This window comes from Pseudomonas sp. MSSRFD41 (genome assembly GCF_014230245.1).
Lineage (GTDB): Bacteria > Pseudomonadota > Gammaproteobacteria > Pseudomonadales > Pseudomonadaceae > Aquipseudomonas > Aquipseudomonas piscis.
Genome location: NZ_JACKZK010000018.1, coordinates 37,543 through 53,909, shown reverse-complemented (window position 1 = coordinate 53,909; position 16,367 = coordinate 37,543). Strand labels below are relative to the sequence as shown.

Below are 16,367 nucleotides of genomic sequence, written 5' to 3'. Positions count from 1 at the left end.
AGAAACCACCATGACCGCCATCGCTCGCATCACCCTGTTATCCCTGGTCCTGGGGTTGAGCGCTTGTACGGTCCAGCGGCCGCTACCCAGCAGTTCCGAGCCCATCCCGCCTGCGGGGCCGAGCACCCGCCCGGCTCCGTCCACGGCGCCCTCCGGCAAGCCTGCCACGCCCCATGCGCCAGCGCCTGCAACCAAGGCCTTGCCACGCACCTCGGCCAGCTTCGCTCCGCCTCCGGGCGGGCACAGCCACTGGGACCCTCGACTGGGGGTCTACGTGCTGGACAACCAGGACAACACCTTTTATCGCCAGCGCACCTACTATCGTTGGAACAACGGCTGGAGCCGCTCCATCAGCCCCGACGGCCCCTGGGAAGACACCGATATCCATGGCGTGCCCGCCGGGCTCGGCCGCCAGTTCCAGTAAAGCCCTACCCTCGCCAAGGCCCATCCCAGGGCCTTTGTCGCACATGCTTAAGCCTCGTGGACCTTGGCCGATACAGCGAGGTGTTCCTGAGCCGCTGCCGTTGAGCGACCGATGAAAAAATCCCTGAACAAACCCTATTTCCTGCCGATGCTGTTCTGGCTGGCGCTAAGCAGCGTGCTGTTGCTGCTCTACGGATCGGGCCCGGCCGAAGTGCCGGAACTGATCTACCTGTCGGTGCAGCCATTGTCCTTGCTGGTGGTCTTCGCGTTTTTCTATTACTTCTGTTGCTGGACCTTCATCTCGGTATTCCCGCTGACCGAGGTGGGTTGGAAGAAGGTGGACTACGGCTGGCTGACGCTGGCGTCCCTGGCCCTGATCAGTGCCACCCAGGTGGTGCGGGTGGATTGGTTCCAGAGCGACTATCGCCTGGCGCAGGGCGCCCAGGCCGGATTGCAGCGGCGGGTAATGGCGGACATCGACGACCTGCTGGCCCCCGAACTGTGCAAGTCGGCGCCCCAGCGCCTTGAACCCCAGGACGCCGCCCAGGTGCTCAACCTGTGCGAGCGTTTTGCCAGCTTGCCGCGCATGGACGATGGTCGTTTGTCGATACTGGCGGTGACCCAGGTGCAGCAGGCCCTGGGGGATCTGCGCGGCGAGTACTCCTCGGCCGTGGTTGGCCAGTGGCTGGAGCGCCTGGCCGAAGACTTCGCCGAACAGCAGCGCCAGGGCAAGGAGGTCGATCGCCTGCGCGCGCTGACCGAAACCAGCCGGGCCGAAAAAATCTATAGCTACTTCGCCCCCTTGCTGCTGGTGTTCGCCCTGGCCCTGCGGGCCTCGAAGGTCACCGGCGAAGTACGGCTCAAGGTGCCGAAGCGGCGCAAGCTGTGGCTGATCGTCAACCGCCGGGTGGTGCTCGACGGCCTGGGCTTTGCCCGGGGCGCCCGGGCCCGGCTCGACGAGGCGCTGGGCAATTGGCGGGTGGCGGGTGGCGGGTTGGGGCGTGGTGCACCTGGCCTGCGATTTCATCATGGCGGCCGGCCCCCAGGACACCCCGGTGGCGGTGAGCGCCGGCTTCTACGAGAACGAATTCCACCTCGCCAGCCCGGCCGACTTCGATGGCAGCGAGTTCGTCGAGTGGGCGGCCACCCAGGTCATCGACACCCTCTACCTGGTGGGTGAAACCGATCCGCAACTGCTCGCGCTGGTTCGCCGCTGGGGCGCGGCGGCGAACATCGAGGTGCTGATCCGCGAGCGGATCTGAGCCTGGGCCATGCCAAAGCCCGGGTTACCAGCCGAACACCGGGCTTTGGCCGAACCATTGCACCGCCTGTTCCCGCAAGGCGTTGACCAGCTGCGAGTCGCTATGGCTCTGCAACTGCGCCAGGACGATACGCTGCAACGGCAAGGCTTCGCTGATGGGGCGCACCGCCAACGGTTGGCCGTCGTAGCTGTGATCGCCAAATGGCCGGGTATAGGCCAAGCCCACGCCCAGGCCGTTGGCCACCAGCCCGCGTTGCAGTTCGAAGGATTGGGTCTTGGTCAGGCTCCGGGGCTGCAGCCCATGGAAACGCAACAGGTCCAGGAAGTGCTGCCTACTGTAGGCCTGCCCGGTCAGGACCAAGGGGTGCTTGCACAGCTGGCCCAGGCTGACCGCTTGCTGGGCCGCCAGGGGATGCCCGGCCGGCAACAAGGCATGGGCCGCCAGTTCGCATAGCACGGTGGTCTGCACGCCATCCGGCAGGCCCAGGTCGTAACTCAGCGCGGCGTCCAGGCTGCCGTTGCCCAACTGCTTGCCGATCTGGTCGAACCCGCACTCGCGAATGCTCACCTTGATCCCTGGATGGCGCTGTCGCAGGCCGCGCAGCAGCTGCGGCAGGCAGTAGGGGGCCAGGTCTTCGAAGCACGCCAGCATCAGTTCGCCGGACAGTGAATGACCGCTGTCCGCCAGGTGTTCCAGTTCATCTACGCCGGCCAGGATCTGCCGGGCCTTGTCCATCGCCAAGCGGCCGAAGGGAGTGAGGCTCATGCCTTGCCCACGTTGGCGGATGAACAGCAACTGCCCCAAGTGGCTCTCCAGTTCGCCGATCGCCGCCGAAATCGCCGGCTGGGACACGCTCAAGTGCTCGGCGGCCTGGGTGATGTTGGTGTGGCGAGTGACCGCCAGGGCATATCGCAGGTGGCGCAGGCTGATCTTCATAAGAAATTCCGAGGAGCCAGATCGGAACATATTATTTTATTTTTGCCAGGACCTGGGGCGATAGTCGGCGTGCCGTAGCGACGGGGTCCGCCCTGGCGCGCTGGCGACTTCCTACAAGAGCCTGACAGCGTCTCAGCCGACGATCGGGCCGTACGACATCGCTGAGGAGTAACCCATGCCGAACCAAGCGATCCTGCCTGAAGTACAGGCGTTGACCCCCGCCATGACTGCCCTGCGCCAACACCTGCATGCCCACCCCGAACTGAGCTACGAAGAATTCGAAACCAGCCGCCTGGTAGCCGCCAAGCTGCGCGAGTGGGGCTACGAAGTCCACCAGGGATTGGCCGGCACCGGGGTGGTCGGCTCGCTGCGCAAGGGCCGCAGTGCTCGGGTCATCGGCCTGCGGGCGGACATGGACGCGTTGCCGATCCTGGAGACCAGCGGCCTGCCTTATGCCAGCCGCCACGAGGGCAAGATGCACGCCTGTGGCCACGACGGGCATACGGCGATGCTGCTCGCCGCCGGCCAGTGCCTGGCTCGGGATATCGACTTCGATGGCACTGTGCGCCTGATTTTCCAGCCCGCCGAAGAGGGGCATGTGGGGGCGCGCAAGATGATCGAGGACGGCCTGTTCCAGCTGTTCCCCTGTGATGCGGTATTCGCCATGCACAACTGGCCGGGCCTGCCGGTGGGGCGCTTCGGCTTCCTGGCCGGGCCGTTCATGGCGTCGGCCGATACCGTCACTATCCGCATCCATGGTCGTGGTGGGCATGGCGCCATGCCCCACGACACCGTGGACCCGGTAGTCACCGCCGCTTCACTGGTCATGGCCTTGCAGACGGTGGTGGCACGCAACGTACCACCGCTGGACATGGGCGTCGTCGGGGTCGGAGCGATCCACGGCGGCAGCAGTTCGTCGGTGGTACCCGCCAGTGTCGAACTGGCCGTGACGGTCCGGGCCTTGAAGAACGCCACCCGCGACCTGCTGCTCAGGCGTATCGACGAACTGGCCCACGCCCAGGCCCGGGCCTATGGGGCCAGGGCCGAAGTGCTGGTCAGCCCCAATGCCTTTCCGGTGCTGTACAACCATCCGCGCGAAACCGCGCTGGCCCGTGGGGTGGTCCAGGATTGGCTGGGCGACGAGGGCTTGGTGGCCGATATGCAGCCGATGACCTGCAGCGAGGATTTCTCCTTCATGTTGCAGGCCTGCCCCGGCAGCTACCTGGTCATGGGCAACGGCGAGGGCAGCGAAGGCGGTTGCCTGCTGCACAACCCCGGTTATGACTTCAACGATGCCAGCCTGCCCTATGGCGCCACCTACTGGGTGAAGCTGGTGAGCACCTTCCTGGGGCCGGACGACTGATCCGTAGCCGTTGACCGTGATCCGGCCGGGCCTGCCCGGGCTGGCCGGTGGTGAGTGTCTATTGCCTTGTGCCCAGGAGAACGTCATGAGCATTGTTCAGCAGTCCTATGCGCCGCTGGTGGCGCCTGGTCTTCGCGTATCCCGCCGCCGGGTGATTGTCGGTACCACTATCGGCAACGCCCTGGAATTCTTCGACTTCACGGTGTTCAGCTTCCTGATGCTGTTCATCGGCCCGTTGTTCTTTCCCTCGGCTTCCTCCTACGGCCAATTGCTCTTGACCACCGCCACCTTCGGCGTGGGGTTCCTGATGCGTCCGGTGGGTGCGCTGCTGATCGGTTCCTATTCCGATCGTTTCGGCCGGCGTTCGGCGTTGACCCTGACGTTGCTCCTCATGGGCCTGGGTTGCGCGATGATGGCCCTGACCCCGACCTATGCCCAGATCGGCATGGCCGCGCCGCTGGTGATGGTCCTGGCGCGGCTGATCCAGGGGTTCGCCGCCGGGGGCGAGGTGGGGGCGGCGACCACCTTGCTGGTCGAGCATGCCCCGGCATCGCAGCGAGGCTTCTATGCCAGCTGGCAGTTCGGCAGCCAATCCCTGGGGATTTTCCTCGGCGCGATCATGGTCGCCGCCCTGGTGGCTGGCCTGGGCCAGGCGGCGATGGCTGGATGGGGTTGGCGCATCCCGTTCTTCATCGGCATGCTCACCGCCCCGGTGGGTTGGTACATTCGCCGGCACCTGGAAGACACGCTCGTGGCCGGCGTATCCAGCGCCCATAGCCGGCAGGCCATGGAGCGGGCCGCCCGCAGCAGCCCGTTGCGCGAATTGTTCGGCCAGCACAAGGCCACCCTGGGCAAGAGCGTGCTGCTGATGCTGGGCGCGATGGTCTCGACCCAGATCATCGCGTTCTACATGCCGGCCTATGCCGCCCGGGTGCTGGGCTTGCCCACCACCTCCAGCCTGCTGGCCAGCGTGGTGGTGGGAGCCGTGTGCTTCCTCTTGTCGCCGCTGGTGGGCTGGCTGGCCGATCGCTGGGGCGCAAGCGGGTGATCTTCCATTCGCGGCTGTGGACCCTGGTGGCGATCGTCCCGTGCTTCCAGTGGTTGATCGCCGCTCCCAGCCTGGCCAGCCTGTTGCTGATCATCGGTTTGTTATCGGTGCTGCTGACGCTGCAGACCGTGCCGGGGATCACCATGCTGCCGGAAATGTTCCCCAAGTCCGTACGCACCTGCGGCATGGCTGCGGCCTACGGCATCGGCGTCTCGGTGTTCGGCGGTTTCGCCCAATTCTTCGTGACCTGGTTGTTGCAGGTGACCGAACAACCCCTGGCCCCGGCCTGGTACATGATGGGGACGGTCGCCTTGTCCACCCTGGTGCTGGTGTGGGTTCGCGATCGAACCGGTGAAGACATCGACGCCAGCTGAGCCCGGGGCGAGGCATCTCGAGCAACGGCAAAAGCGGGACGTGCCTGGCCGCCATTCCACCCAGGCGCCGGCCAGGCATTTACTTGGCTCACGCCTGGTAGCAGGCTGGTGGTCTTTCCGGGCCGGCTGCTGGCTCGGTCCTGTACCGCTTCGCTCTGCCGAGGACCTTGTTGCCATGAAACCATCTCTGCCTGTGTTGTGCGTTATCCAATGCTTCGCCCTGATGGCCCTGCTCGGCAGTGCCCTGGCCCAGGAGGCGCCCGGCATGCGCATTGGCGTGCGGGGGGAGATCACCGGTGTTAGCGGCGATGTGCTGCGGGTGCATGCCAATAGCGGGGAGAACGTCAGCATCGAGTTGACGCCGCAGACCCAGGTCCGCGCCGTGACCCTGGCCAACATCGAGGACATCAAGCCGGGCAGCTACATCGGCTCGGCGGCCATGCCCATGGCCGATGGCACCCTCAAGGCCCTGGAAGTGCATGTGTTCGCGCCGCAGATGGCCGGCACCGGTGACGGCCACCGGCCTTTCGACCTGGCCCGGGGCAGCAGCATGACCAATGGCAGCGTCGGCGACCTGGTGGTGAGCAATGGCCGGACCCTGACCGTCAACTACAAGGGCGGCCAGCAGAAGATCCTGGTGCCGGACGACGTGCCCATCGTCAACCTGGTGCCGGGGGATCGCAGCTTGCTCAAGGCCGGGGTCAAGGTGGTGATGTTCGTCATCCAGGGCGCCGACGGCAAACTGATCGCGCAATCGATTTCCGCCGGCAAGGACGGGGTGGCTCCGCCCATGTAAGGCCGTTGTCTGCGGCGTGGAAGATCCCGCTCCGGCTCTGCGGTGCCCAGGCTTGCATTGCCAAATGTTGCAGCACGCGGGTTGCAGTGGAAGTCGCCAAAGCCTTGGTTTACGGTTTCCGGTCGTTCAATGCGCCGGGAGTGCCTTATGGAAAAGTCGACGTTCAATCCAGCCAGTGTGTTCAATTCGCTGCAATACGGCTTCAGCCAGGCCGTGGAGGTGCGGGGCGGGCGGCGCCTGCTGCTGTCCGGCCAGGTGGGGGTGGATGAACATGAACGCACCGTGGGCACGGGCCTGCGGGAGCAGACCGAGCAGGCCTTCGACAATATCCAGCGGGTGTTGGCCGAGGCCGGTGGAACGCTGGCGGATGTGGTGATGCTGCGGATCTACATCGCCGAAGCCGCCCGCGACCAGCAGGAACACATCAGCGCGGTGCTGCTGGAGCGCTTTGCCAGCCAGCCGCCGGCGTCTTCGTGGATCATCGTCAGCGGCCTGTCGCTGCCCGAGTGGCTGATCGAAGTCGAGGCCGAGGCGGTGCTGGAGGAGCAGCATCAGGTGGCCACGGCGGCGTTGTTCAATCCGGCACGGGCACTCTGAACTCGCCATCAGGCATGAAAAAAGCGACCGCCAGGGTCGCTTTTTTCATTCACCCGCGAGGGGTCACTTGGCGTTGGTGTAGATCTGGTCGAAGATCCCGCCATCGTTGAAGTGGGTCTTCTGTACGCTGCGCCAGTCGCCGAAGGTCTTCTCCACCGAGAGGAAGTCGACTTTCGGGAAGCGGTCGGTGAACTTGGCCAGCACCTTCGGATCCCGTGGGCGCAGGTAGTTGTTGGCGGCGATCTCCTGGCCTTCCGGCGACCACAGGTACTTCAGGTATTCCTCGGCGGCGGCACGGGTGCCTTTCTTCTCCACCACCTTGTCCACTACCGACACCGGAGGCTCGGCTTCGGCGGAGACGCTCGGGTAGATCACCTCGAACTGATCGCGGCCGAATTCGCGGGCGATCATTTCCGCCTCGTTCTCGAAGGTCACCAACACGTCGCCGATCTGGTTGGTCATGAAGGTCGTGGTGGCGGCGCGGCCACCGGTGTCCAGCACCGGCGCCTGCTTGAACAGCTTGCCGACGAAGTCCTTGGCCTTGTTCTCGTCGCCGCCGTTCTTGAGCACGTAGCCCCAGGCCGAGAGGTAGGTGTAGCGACCGTTACCCGAGGTCTTGGGGTTGGGCACGATCACCTGCACGCCGTCCTTGAGCAGGTCCGGCCAGTCCTTCAATGCCTTGGGGTTGCCCTTGCGCACGATGAACACCGTGGCCGAGGTGAAGGGGGCGCTGTTGTCCGGCAGGCGGGTGACCCAGTTGTCCGGGACCAGCTTGCCGTTGTCCGCCAGGGCGTTGATGTCGGTGGCCATGTTCATGGTGATGACATCCGCCGGCAGGCCGTCGATCACCGAGCGCGCTTGCTTGCTGGAGCCGCCGAAGGACATCTGCAGGGTAATGTTCTCGTTGTGCTCGGCCTTCCAGTGTTTCTGGAAGGCGGCGTTGTAGTCCTTGTAGAAGTCGCGCATCACGTCGTAGGAAACGTTGAGCAGGGTCGGTGCGGCCTGGGCGGCGCCAGCCAGGGCCAGGCCGGCGGCCAGGAGCGAAGCGCTGAAGAGTTTTTTCACTGCACATTTCCTTTTATTCGAGAGTGAAGGCAATTTGCCGCCGACTATAGCCGGGGCGCTATATCTCTTTAAAGATTGAAAGGGACTTTGCTTATTCCATTTTCTTGAACAGCGCATTGCCGCAACGTGAGCAGAAGGCGGCGGCCGGCTCGTGGCTGTTCTTGCGGCACACCGGGCAGTCGTGCTTCTGCTGCTCGCCGCGCATGGCGCTGGCCAGCTCGGCGGTGAAGATCCCGGTGGGCACGGCGATGATCGAGTAACCGGTGATCATCACCATGGACGAGATCACCTGGCCGATCACCGTCTTGGGCACGATATCGCCGTAGCCCACGGTGGTGAGGGTGACGATGGCCCAGTAGATGCCCTTGGGAATGCTGGTGAAGCCGTGCTCCGGACCTTCGACCACGTACATCAGGGTGCCGAACACCGTGACCAGGGTGCAGACGCTGAGCAGGAACACCAGGATCTTCTGCTTGCTGCCGCGCAGGGCATCGAGCAGGTAGTGGGCCTGCTTGAGGTAGGGCGCCAGCTTGAGCACGCGAAAGATCCGCAGCATGCGGATGATGCGGATGATCAACAGGTACTGGGCGTCGCTGTAGTACAGGGCGAGGATCCCGGGGACGATCGCCAGCAGGTCCACCAGGCCGTAGAAGCTGAAGGCATAGCGCAGCGGCTTGGGCGAGCAGTACAGGCGCAGCCCGTACTCGATGGCGAAGATCAGGGTGAAGCCCCATTCGATGTACGCCAGGACGTTGGCGTAGTCGCGGTGCACCTGGTCGATGCTGTCGAGGATCACGATCACCAGGCTGGCGAGGATGATCAGCAGCAGGGTGGTATCGAAGCGTCTTCCAGCCACGGTGTCGGTCTGGAAGATCATCACGTAGAGGCGTTGCCGCCAGTTGTCGCTGTTACCCATGGAAATCGCCTGAATCGAAGATCAGCGAAGCCTAGGTGGATTCGTTGCGCTAGCGCAAGGCGCGTCGCGGCGCGGGGTGCGGCCCAACACCCGGTTGCAGGCCAGCACCAGCCAGCAGGCGAGGACGAAGGGGCCGGTGAGTGGGGGCAAGCCTATCGCGGCGATGCCGGGGGTGATCAGCAGCGCCAGGACCATGCCCAGCAGCGGCCACCAGGGGCGCAGGCCGATCTGCCCCAGCGCCAGGGCCACCAGCGCGCAGTTGTAGCCGGCCAGTCCCGAGAGCGCCTGGCCGGGCTCCTGCAGCATCGCCGCTACGCCCAGGCCGAACCCCGAGCCGCCCAGGGCCCAGATCGCCGCCCGGCGGTTGGCCAGCAGCAGGCCGGCGAAGACCAGCAGCCCCGCCAGCCAGTCGCCGAGGAACATCACCTGGCCCAGGCCCTGGAACAGGCCGCCCAGCAGCCCCATGGGCGATAGTCCGGTGGGCGCCGGGTTGGCGGCCAGCGGCGTGAACAGGCCGGCCAGGAGCCAGCCGAGGCCGACGAAGGGCGCGGTATAGGCCGGCAGCCGGGCGGGTTGCCGGGCGCGCTTGAGCCACTGCTGGGTGAGGATCGCGCTCAGGCCGCCGGCGGCGATGATCAAGGGCGGCAGCAAGATCGTCCAGGGCAGGTACAGGCTCAGCAGCAGCCCGAGCAACACGCCGTTGTAGCTGAACAGCCCGGCTTGCCGGTCGGCCTTGGCGTAGCCCCGTTGCTGGGCCGTCAGCAGCCCGGCCAGGGCGCCGAGCAGGGCGCCACCGAGCAGCGCCGGGGCGCAGGCCAGGATCGCCAGCAGGCACAGCAGGCCGCACAGCGGGTCGCGCTGGAGAAAGATCTGGCTGAAGCCATTGAGCAGGGCAGTGGCCCAATCGGGGCAGAAAGCGTTGAACGACTGTGACGGCATGATGGATATCGGTCAGTGCGGCCGCTGTTGGCTGCGTCCGGTCCATCCGGCTCCCTCTCTGGAGAGTTCTGGATGGACCGGGGCCGCAGCACCGGCAGTGGGGCAGGTCAGAGAAGGGTTTCGACACGCAAGGAGTTAGTCGTCCCCGGCTGGCCGAACGGCACACCGGCGGTGATCACCACCGTGTTCCCACGCTGCGCCAGGCCCTGGGCCTGGGCGATCTCCAGGGCCGTACTGCAGACTTCGTCGACCTGGCGCAGGCGGTCGTTGACCACCGAGTGCACGCCCCAGGCCAGGGACAGGCGGCGCGCGGCCTGCAGGTTGGGGGTCAGGTTGAGGATCGGCACCGACGGCCGTTCCCGGGCGGCGCGCAGGGTCGAGCTGCCGGACTCGCTGTAGTTCACCAGTACCGCCACCGGCAGGATGCTGCAGATACGCCGGATCGCGCAGCTGATGGCATCGGACACCGTGGCTTCGGCCTGGGGCCGGTTGACGTCCAGTTGGGTTTGGTAGTCCGGCCCGGTTTCCACCTGGCGGATGATCTTGCTCATCATCTGCACGGCCTCCAGCGGGTATTCGCCGGAGGCGGTTTCCGCCGAGAGCATCACCGCGTCGGTGCCTTCGGCCACGGCATTGGCGACATCGGTGACTTCGGCCCGGGTGGGCGCCGGGGAGAAGCGCATGGACTCCAGCATCTGCGTGGCCACCACCACCGGCCGGCCCAGCTGGCGGCAGGTGGCGATGATGTCCTTCTGGATCTGCGGCACGGCTTCGGCCGGCACCTCGACCCCCAGGTCGCCCCGGGCCACCATGATCGCGTCGCTGAGCTCGGCGATGTCCCGCAGTTGCGCCACCGCCGAGGGTTTCTCGATCTTGGCCATCAACAAGGCCTGGTTGCCGATCAGTTCCCGGGCTTCGCGAATATCCTGCGCGCGCTGCACGAACGACAGCGCCACCCAGTCCACCCCCAGTTCCAGGCCGAAGCTCAGGTCGCGGCGGTCCTTGGCGGTCAGCGGGCTCAGCTCCAGCACCGCCTGGGGCACGTTGACGCCCTTGCGATCCGACAGCTCGCCACCGGCCAGCACCGTGGTGTCGATGGCCTCGGCATGCCGGGCGTCGACCCGCAGGCGCAGCTTGCCGTCATCCAGCAGCAGGTCCATGCCGGGCTCCAGCGCGGCGATGATTTCCGGATGGGGCAGGTTGACCCGCCGGGCATCGCCCGGGGTCGGGTCCAGGTCCAGGCGCAGCGCCTGGCCGCGTATCAACTGGACCTTGCCGGCGCTGAAGGTGCCGACCCGCAGCTTCGGCCCCTGCAGGTCCATGAGAATCCCCAGGGGTTGGTTCAGCTCGCTTTCCACCTGGCGGATCCAGGCGTGGCGCTGGGCGTGGTCGGCATGGCTGCCGTGGCTGAAGTTGAGGCGGAAGATGTTCACCCCGGCTTGCACCAGCTCACGGATATCCTCGATACCGTCGGTGGCCGGGCCCAGGGTGGCGAGGATCTTGACCTTCTTGTCAGGCGTCATGTTGGGTGGTCTCGAGAATCAGGATGGCGCGGAAGTCGTTGACATTGGTGCGGGTCGGCTCGGTGACGATCAGGCTGTCCAGGGCCGCGAAGTAGCCGTAGCCATTGTTGTTGTCCAGCTCGTCGCTGGCGTTCAGGCCCAGGGCCGTGGCACGGGCGAAGCTGTCCGGGGTCATGATGGCCCCGGCGTTGTCCTCGGAGCCGTCGATGCCGTCGGTGTCCCCAGCCAGGGCGTAGATGCCGGGATGGCCCTTGAGGCTGTCGGTCAGGCTCAGCAGGAATTCGGCATTGCGTCCGCCACGGCCGTTGCCGCGGACTGTGACCGTGGTCTCGCCGCCGGACAGGATCACGCAGGGCGCGGCCAGGGGGTGGCCATGCAGGGCCACCTGGCGGGCAATCCCGGCGTGGACCTTGGCCACCTCGCGGGACTCGCCCTCCAGGTCGCCGAGGATCAACGGGCTGAAACCGGCTTGGCGCGCCTTGACCGCGGCGGCCTCCAGGGATTGCTGGGGCCGGGCGATCAGCTGGAAATGACTGCGGGCCAGGCACGGGTCGCCGGGCTTGACGGTTTCCGACTCGGGGCTCTGCAGCCAGGCGCGCACCGCCGGCGGTACCTCGATGGCGTAGCGCTGGAGAATCGCCAGGGCCTGGGCCGACGTGCTGGGATCGGCCACCGTGGGCCCGGAGGCGATGACCGTCGCCAAATCGCCGGGAACATCGGAAATCGCGTAGGTGTGCACTGTGGCCGGCCAGCAGGCCTTGGCCAGGCGCCCGCCCTTGATCGCCGAGAGATGCTTGCGTACGCAATTCATCTCGCCGATGGTGGCGCCGGACTTGAGCAGCGCCTTGTTCAGCGCCTGCTTGTCGGCCAGGGTGACGCCGGCGGCGGGCAGGGCCAGCAGCGCCGAGCCACCGCCGGACAGCAGGAAAATCACCCGGTCCTGTTCCGTCAGGTCGCTGACCATCTCTAGCACGCGGCGGGCCACGTCCAGGCCGGCGGCATCGGGCACCGGATGGGCGGCCTCGACCACTTCGATCTTGTGACAAGGGGCGCCGTGGCCGTAGCGGGTCACCACCAGCCCGCGGACTTCGCCCTGCCAACTGCGTTCGACCACCTGGGCCATGGCCGCGGCGGCCTTGCCGGCGCCGATGACGATGACCCGGCCGCTGCGGTCGCTGGGCAGGTGGGCTTCGAGGACATGTTGCGGATGGGCGGCGTCGATGGCTGTGGCGAACAGCTCACGCAGCAATTGTTGCGGATCGGCCGGCATGGCGGGCTCCCGGATTCTTGTTATGGGGGACGTAGTCGCCGCCGGGGGCGGCGCCAGGGTCGGCGGGGCCCGTCCATGGCCCGCAGCGATGCGTTTCCCGCGGACCTCGGCACAGCCCGGGGCGGCGACTACGAATACGGCTTACTGCTTGTCGCGGATCGAGAAGTTGGCCATGTGCTCCAGGCCCTTGATCAGGGCCGAGTGGTCCCAGTTGCCACCACCGATGGCGTTGCAGGTGCTGAACACCTGCTGGGCGTTGGCGGTGTTGGGCAGGTTGATGCCCAGCTCGCGGGCGCCGCTGAGGGCCAGGTTGAGGTCCTTCTGGTGCAGGTTGATACGGAAACCCGGGTCGAAGGTGCCCTTGATCATGCGTTCGCCATGCACTTCCAGGATGCGTGAGGAGGCGAAGCCGCCCATCAGCGCTTCGCGCACCTTGGCCGGGTCGGCGCCGTTCTTCGCGGCGAACAGCAGCGCTTCGGCCACGGCCTGGATGTTCAGGGCGACGATGATCTGGTTGGCCACCTTGGCGGTCTGGCCGTCGCCATTGCCGCCGACCAGGGTGATGTTCTTGCCCATGCTCTGGAACAGCGGCAGGGCGCGTTCGAAGGCCTGGCTGTCGCCGCCGACCATGATGCTCAGGGTCGCGGCCTTGGCCCCGACTTCACCGCCGGACACCGGGGCGTCCAGGTATTGCGCGCCTTTTTCGTTGATCTTGGCGGCGAAGGCCTTGGTCGCGGTGGGCGAGATCGAACTCATGTCGATGACGATCTTGCCCTTGCCGATCCCGGCGGCCACGCCGTCGGCGCGCAGCAGCACGTCTTCGACCTGCGGGGTGTCGGGCACCATGATGATCACGAACTCGGCTTCCTGGGCCACGTCCTTGGGGGAGGCCAGGGCCACGGCGCCGGCGGCGATCAGGTCGGCCGGGGCCTTGCCGTGGTGTTCCGAGAGCAGCAGGCTGTGGCCGGCCTTCTGCAGGTTGGCGGCCATGGGGTGGCCCATGATGCCGGTGCCGATGAATCCGATTTTAGCCATGGGGAAAATCCTCTTTTTATTGCTCTATCAGGTTGCGGGGTGCCAAGGCATCCATCTCGCGGGCAGCCTGGCCCTCGATGAACGATGACGCGATGGCCGATCAGATGGCGTTGTGGCTCTTGAGCCAGCCCAGGCCCGCTTCGGTGGTGGTCAGCGGCTTGTACTCGCAGCCGACCCAGCCCTGGTAGCCGATGCGCTCCAGGTGCTCGAAGAGGAAGCGGTAGTTGATCTCGCCGGTGCCCGGTTCGTTGCGCCCGGGGTTGTCCGCCAGCTGCACGTGGTTGATCTGCTCCAGGTGGTTGGCCAGGGTCCGGGCCAGGTCTCCTTCCATGACCTGCATGTGATAGATGTCGTACTGCAGGAACAGGTTGGCACTGCCGACCTGTTCGCGGATCGACAGCGCCTGGGCGGTGTTGTTCAGGTAGAAGCCGGGAATGTCGCGGGTGTTGATGGCTTCCATCACCAGCTTGATGCCCACGGCCTGGAGCTTGTCGGCGGCGTACTTGAGGTTGTCGACGAAAGTCTTTTGCACCAGGGCCTCATCCACGCCTTGGGGGCGGATGCCGGCCAGGCAGTTGACCTGGGTGTTGCCCAGGACCTGGGCATAGGCGATGGCCAGGTCGACCCCGGCGCGGAACTCCGCGACCCGGTCGGGCAGGCAGGCGATGCCGCGCTCGCCCTTGGCCCAGTCGCCGGCCGGCAGGTTGAACAGCACCTGGGTCAGGCCGTGGGCGTCGAGCTGGGCCTTGATCTCGGCCGAACTGAACTCATAGGGAAACAGGTACTCGACCCCGCTGAAGCCGGCATCGGCGGCGGCCTTGAAGCGAGCGAGGAAATCCTGCTCGGTGAACAGCATGGACAGGTTGGCGGCAAAACGCGGCATGGTGGTCTCCTGTGGATCTATCAAGTCCTGTAGTCGCCGGGGCAGTAGGCGCCAAGGCCCGGTGGACCCTGGCGGCGCTCGAAGACGGGGTTGGCTTGGCGCTCGAGCGCGGGCCTGGACGGCTACGGGAGTCGTGCTGGCTGGTTAGTCGAGCAGGGCGATGGCGGTGGGGGCGTCGTTGCCCACCAGCGCCAGGTCCTCGAATTCGTTGATGGCGTTGATCTCGGTCCCCATGGAAATATTGGTCACCCGTTCCAGGATGATCTCCACCACCACTGGCACCTTGAAGGTTTCGACCAGTTCCTGGGCCTGGCGCAGGGCCGGTTGGATGTCCTTGGGCTCGAATACTCGCAGGGCCTTGCAGCCCAGGCCTTCGGCCACCGCGACATGGTCCACGCCGTAGCCATTGAGCTCGGGAGCGTTGAGGTTGTCGAAGGACAGCTGTACGCAGTAGTCCATGTCGAAGCCGCGCTGGGCCTGGCGGATCAGCCCCAGGTAGGAGTTGTTCACCACCACGTGGATATACGGCAGGTTGAACTGCGCACCCACCGCCAGCTCTTCGATCATGAACTGGAAGTCGTAGTCCCCGGACAGTGCCACCACCTTGCGGCTCGGATCGGCCTTGACCACCCCCAGGGCCGCCGGAATGGTCCAGCCCAGCGGGCCGGCCTGGCCGCAGTTGATCCAATGGCGCGGCTTGTAGACGTGGAGGAACTGCGCGCCGGCGATCTGCGACAGGCCGATGGTGCTGACGTAGCAGGTGTCCTTGCCGAACACCTGGTTCATTTCCTCGTAGACCCGCTGCGGCTTGACCGGCACGTTGTCGAAGTGGGTCTTGCGTTGCAGGCTGGCCTTGCGTTGCTGGCAGTCATGCAACCAGGCGCTGCGGTCCTTGAGCTTGCCGGCCGCTTGCCATTCGCGGGCCACTTCCAGGAATACGGTGAGGGCGCTGCCAGCGTCGGAAACGATGCCCAGGTCGGGAGTGAAGACCCGGCCGATCTGGGTTGGCTCGATGTCCACGTGGATGAACGTGCGACCTTCGGTATAGACGTCCACCGAGCCGGTGTGGCGGTTGGCCCAGCGGTTGCCGATGCCCAGCACCACATCGGACTTGAGCAGGGTGGCGTTGCCGTAGCGATGGGAGGTTTGCAGGCCGACCATGCCCACCATCTGCGGGTGATCGTCGGGAATGCTGCCCCAGCCCATCAGGGTCGGGATCACCGGGATGCCGGTGAGTTCGGCGAACTCCACCAGCAGTTCGCTGGCATCGGCATTGATCACCCCGCCGCCGGCCACCAGCAGCGGCCGCTCGGCCTGGGCCAGCATGGCCAGGGCTTTCTCGGCCTGGACCCGGGTGGCCGAGGGTTTAGCCAGGGGCAGGGGCTGGTAGGCGTCGATATCGAATTCGATTTCCGCCATCTGCACGTCGAACGGCAGGTCGATCAGTACCGGGCCCGGGCGGCCGGAGCGCATTTCATGAAAGGCTTTCTGGAAGGCGTAGGGCACCTGGCCCGGCTCCAGCACGGTGGTGGCCCACTTGGTCACCGGCTTGACGATGCTGGTGATGTCCACGGCCTGGAAGTCTTCCTTGTGCAGGCGGGCCCGTGGTGCCTGGCCGGTGATGCAGAGGATCGGGATGGAGTCGGCCGAGGCGCTGTACAGGCCGGTGACCATGTCGGTGCCGGCCGGGCCCGAGGTGCCGATGCACACGCCGATGTTGCCGGCCTTGGTGCGGGTGTAGCCCTCGGCCATGTGCGAGGCGCCTTCGACATGACGAGCGAGCACATGATCGATGCCGCCGACCTTCTGCAAGGCAGAGTACAGCGGGTTGATGGCGGCGCCCGGGATGCCAAAGGCGGTGTCGACCCCTTCGCGGCGCATCACCAGAACGGCGGCTTCGATTGCTCTCATTTTGCTCATTATTTTGTGCCTCTTAC

At 66.0% G+C, this 16,367-nt stretch carries 16 protein-coding genes; 7 read left to right on the top strand and 9 right to left on the bottom strand.

What is annotated here, in order from left to right; genetic code table 11:
- Positions 1-10 precede the first annotated feature (10 nt).
- Complete coding sequence (locus H7A76_RS23335; RefSeq protein ID WP_185700690.1) at positions 11-424, top strand: hypothetical protein; 414 nt, start codon at positions 11-13, stop codon at positions 422-424.
- A 111-nt stretch (positions 425-535) separates the two neighbouring features.
- Positions 536-1,603 carry a hypothetical protein gene (locus H7A76_RS23330; RefSeq protein WP_260498063.1) on the top strand — a complete coding sequence of 356 codons (1,068 nt, stop codon included), beginning with the start codon at positions 536-538 and terminating at the stop codon, positions 1,601-1,603.
- Between the two features lie 106 nt (positions 1,604-1,709).
- Here H7A76_RS23330 and H7A76_RS23325 read toward each other — a convergent pair whose 3' ends face one another.
- Positions 1,710-2,621 carry a LysR family transcriptional regulator gene (locus H7A76_RS23325; protein WP_185700689.1) on the bottom strand — a complete coding sequence of 304 codons (912 nt, stop codon included), beginning with the start codon at positions 2,619-2,621 and terminating at the stop codon, positions 1,710-1,712.
- Between the two features lie 175 nt (positions 2,622-2,796).
- Between H7A76_RS23325 and H7A76_RS23320 the strand changes: the two genes are divergently transcribed.
- From H7A76_RS23320 to H7A76_RS23305, 5 genes are all read left to right on the top strand, one after another.
- Entirely contained in the window at positions 2,797-3,984 is a 1,188-nt protein-coding gene (locus H7A76_RS23320; RefSeq protein ID WP_185700688.1) for a M20 aminoacylase family protein, read from the top strand.
- Between the two features lie 85 nt (positions 3,985-4,069).
- Entirely contained in the window at positions 4,070-5,032 is a 963-nt protein-coding gene (locus tag H7A76_RS23315; protein ID WP_221775353.1) for an MFS transporter, read from the top strand.
- Entirely contained in the window at positions 5,029-5,406 is a 378-nt protein-coding gene (locus H7A76_RS32220; RefSeq protein WP_221775352.1) for a hypothetical protein, read from the top strand. Before H7A76_RS23315 ends, H7A76_RS32220 begins: the two co-directional genes overlap by 4 nt.
- A 175-nt stretch (positions 5,407-5,581) precedes the next feature.
- Positions 5,582-6,202, top strand: coding sequence for a hypothetical protein (locus H7A76_RS23310; protein ID WP_185700687.1), 621 nt, complete (start codon positions 5,582-5,584; stop codon positions 6,200-6,202).
- 147 nt (positions 6,203-6,349) lie between these two features.
- Positions 6,350-6,799 carry a RidA family protein gene (locus H7A76_RS23305; protein WP_185700686.1) on the top strand — a complete coding sequence of 150 codons (450 nt, stop codon included), beginning with the start codon at positions 6,350-6,352 and terminating at the stop codon, positions 6,797-6,799.
- Positions 6,800-6,862: 63 nt separating this feature from the next.
- Here the strand turns inward: H7A76_RS23305 and H7A76_RS23300 are convergent, their stop codons facing one another.
- From H7A76_RS23300 to gcl, 8 genes are all read right to left on the bottom strand, one after another.
- On the bottom strand, positions 6,863-7,864 hold the full coding sequence (locus tag H7A76_RS23300) for a sulfate ABC transporter substrate-binding protein (protein WP_068578499.1): 1,002 nt from the start codon (positions 7,862-7,864) through the stop codon (positions 6,863-6,865).
- 91 nt (positions 7,865-7,955) lie between these two features.
- Entirely contained in the window at positions 7,956-8,780 is an 825-nt protein-coding gene (locus H7A76_RS23295; protein WP_022643080.1) for an ion transporter, read from the bottom strand.
- Between the two features lie 21 nt (positions 8,781-8,801).
- Complete coding sequence (locus H7A76_RS23290) at positions 8,802-9,719, bottom strand: urea transporter (RefSeq protein ID WP_185700685.1); 918 nt, start codon at positions 9,717-9,719, stop codon at positions 8,802-8,804.
- Between the two features lie 107 nt (positions 9,720-9,826).
- A complete protein-coding gene (gene pyk / locus H7A76_RS23285; RefSeq protein ID WP_185700684.1) occupies positions 9,827-11,242 on the bottom strand; it encodes a pyruvate kinase in 1,416 nt (471 codons plus the stop codon).
- Entirely contained in the window at positions 11,232-12,512 is a 1,281-nt protein-coding gene (locus H7A76_RS23280; RefSeq protein ID WP_185700683.1) for a glycerate kinase, read from the bottom strand. Before H7A76_RS23280 ends, pyk begins: the two co-directional genes overlap by 11 nt.
- Before the next feature lie 141 nt (positions 12,513-12,653).
- Positions 12,654-13,547, bottom strand: coding sequence for a 2-hydroxy-3-oxopropionate reductase (locus tag H7A76_RS23275; RefSeq protein ID WP_022643085.1), 894 nt, complete (start codon positions 13,545-13,547; stop codon positions 12,654-12,656).
- 100 nt (positions 13,548-13,647) lie between these two features.
- Positions 13,648-14,430, bottom strand: coding sequence for a hydroxypyruvate isomerase (hyi, locus tag H7A76_RS23270; protein WP_185700682.1), 783 nt, complete (start codon positions 14,428-14,430; stop codon positions 13,648-13,650).
- Between the two features lie 144 nt (positions 14,431-14,574).
- Positions 14,575-16,350, bottom strand: coding sequence for a glyoxylate carboligase (gene gcl / locus H7A76_RS23265; protein WP_185700681.1), 1,776 nt, complete (start codon positions 16,348-16,350; stop codon positions 14,575-14,577).
- Between the last annotated feature and the right edge of the window lie 17 nt (positions 16,351-16,367).

Coding starts and splice junctions, on each gene's coding strand:
- H7A76_RS23335 (WP_185700690.1), top strand. CDS start 11: ATGACCGCCATCGCTCGCATCACCCTGTTATCCCTGGTCCTGGGGTTG.
- H7A76_RS23330 (WP_260498063.1), top strand. CDS start 536: ATGAAAAAATCCCTGAACAAACCCTATTTCCTGCCGATGCTGTTCTGG.
- H7A76_RS23325 (WP_185700689.1), bottom strand. CDS start 2,621: ATGAAGATCAGCCTGCGCCACCTGCGATATGCCCTGGCGGTCACTCGC.
- H7A76_RS23320 (WP_185700688.1), top strand. CDS start 2,797: ATGCCGAACCAAGCGATCCTGCCTGAAGTACAGGCGTTGACCCCCGCC.
- H7A76_RS23315 (WP_221775353.1), top strand. CDS start 4,070: ATGAGCATTGTTCAGCAGTCCTATGCGCCGCTGGTGGCGCCTGGTCTT.
- H7A76_RS23310 (WP_185700687.1), top strand. CDS start 5,582: ATGAAACCATCTCTGCCTGTGTTGTGCGTTATCCAATGCTTCGCCCTG.
- H7A76_RS23305 (WP_185700686.1), top strand. CDS start 6,350: ATGGAAAAGTCGACGTTCAATCCAGCCAGTGTGTTCAATTCGCTGCAA.
- H7A76_RS23295 (WP_022643080.1), bottom strand. CDS start 8,780: ATGGGTAACAGCGACAACTGGCGGCAACGCCTCTACGTGATGATCTTC.
- H7A76_RS23290 (WP_185700685.1), bottom strand. CDS start 9,719: ATGCCGTCACAGTCGTTCAACGCTTTCTGCCCCGATTGGGCCACTGCC.
- pyk (WP_185700684.1), bottom strand. CDS start 11,242: ATGACGCCTGACAAGAAGGTCAAGATCCTCGCCACCCTGGGCCCGGCC.
- H7A76_RS23280 (WP_185700683.1), bottom strand. CDS start 12,512: ATGCCGGCCGATCCGCAACAATTGCTGCGTGAGCTGTTCGCCACAGCC.
- H7A76_RS23275 (WP_022643085.1), bottom strand. CDS start 13,547: ATGGCTAAAATCGGATTCATCGGCACCGGCATCATGGGCCACCCCATG.
- hyi (WP_185700682.1), bottom strand. CDS start 14,430: ATGCCGCGTTTTGCCGCCAACCTGTCCATGCTGTTCACCGAGCAGGAT.
- gcl (WP_185700681.1), bottom strand. CDS start 16,350: ATGAGCAAAATGAGAGCAATCGAAGCCGCCGTTCTGGTGATGCGCCGC.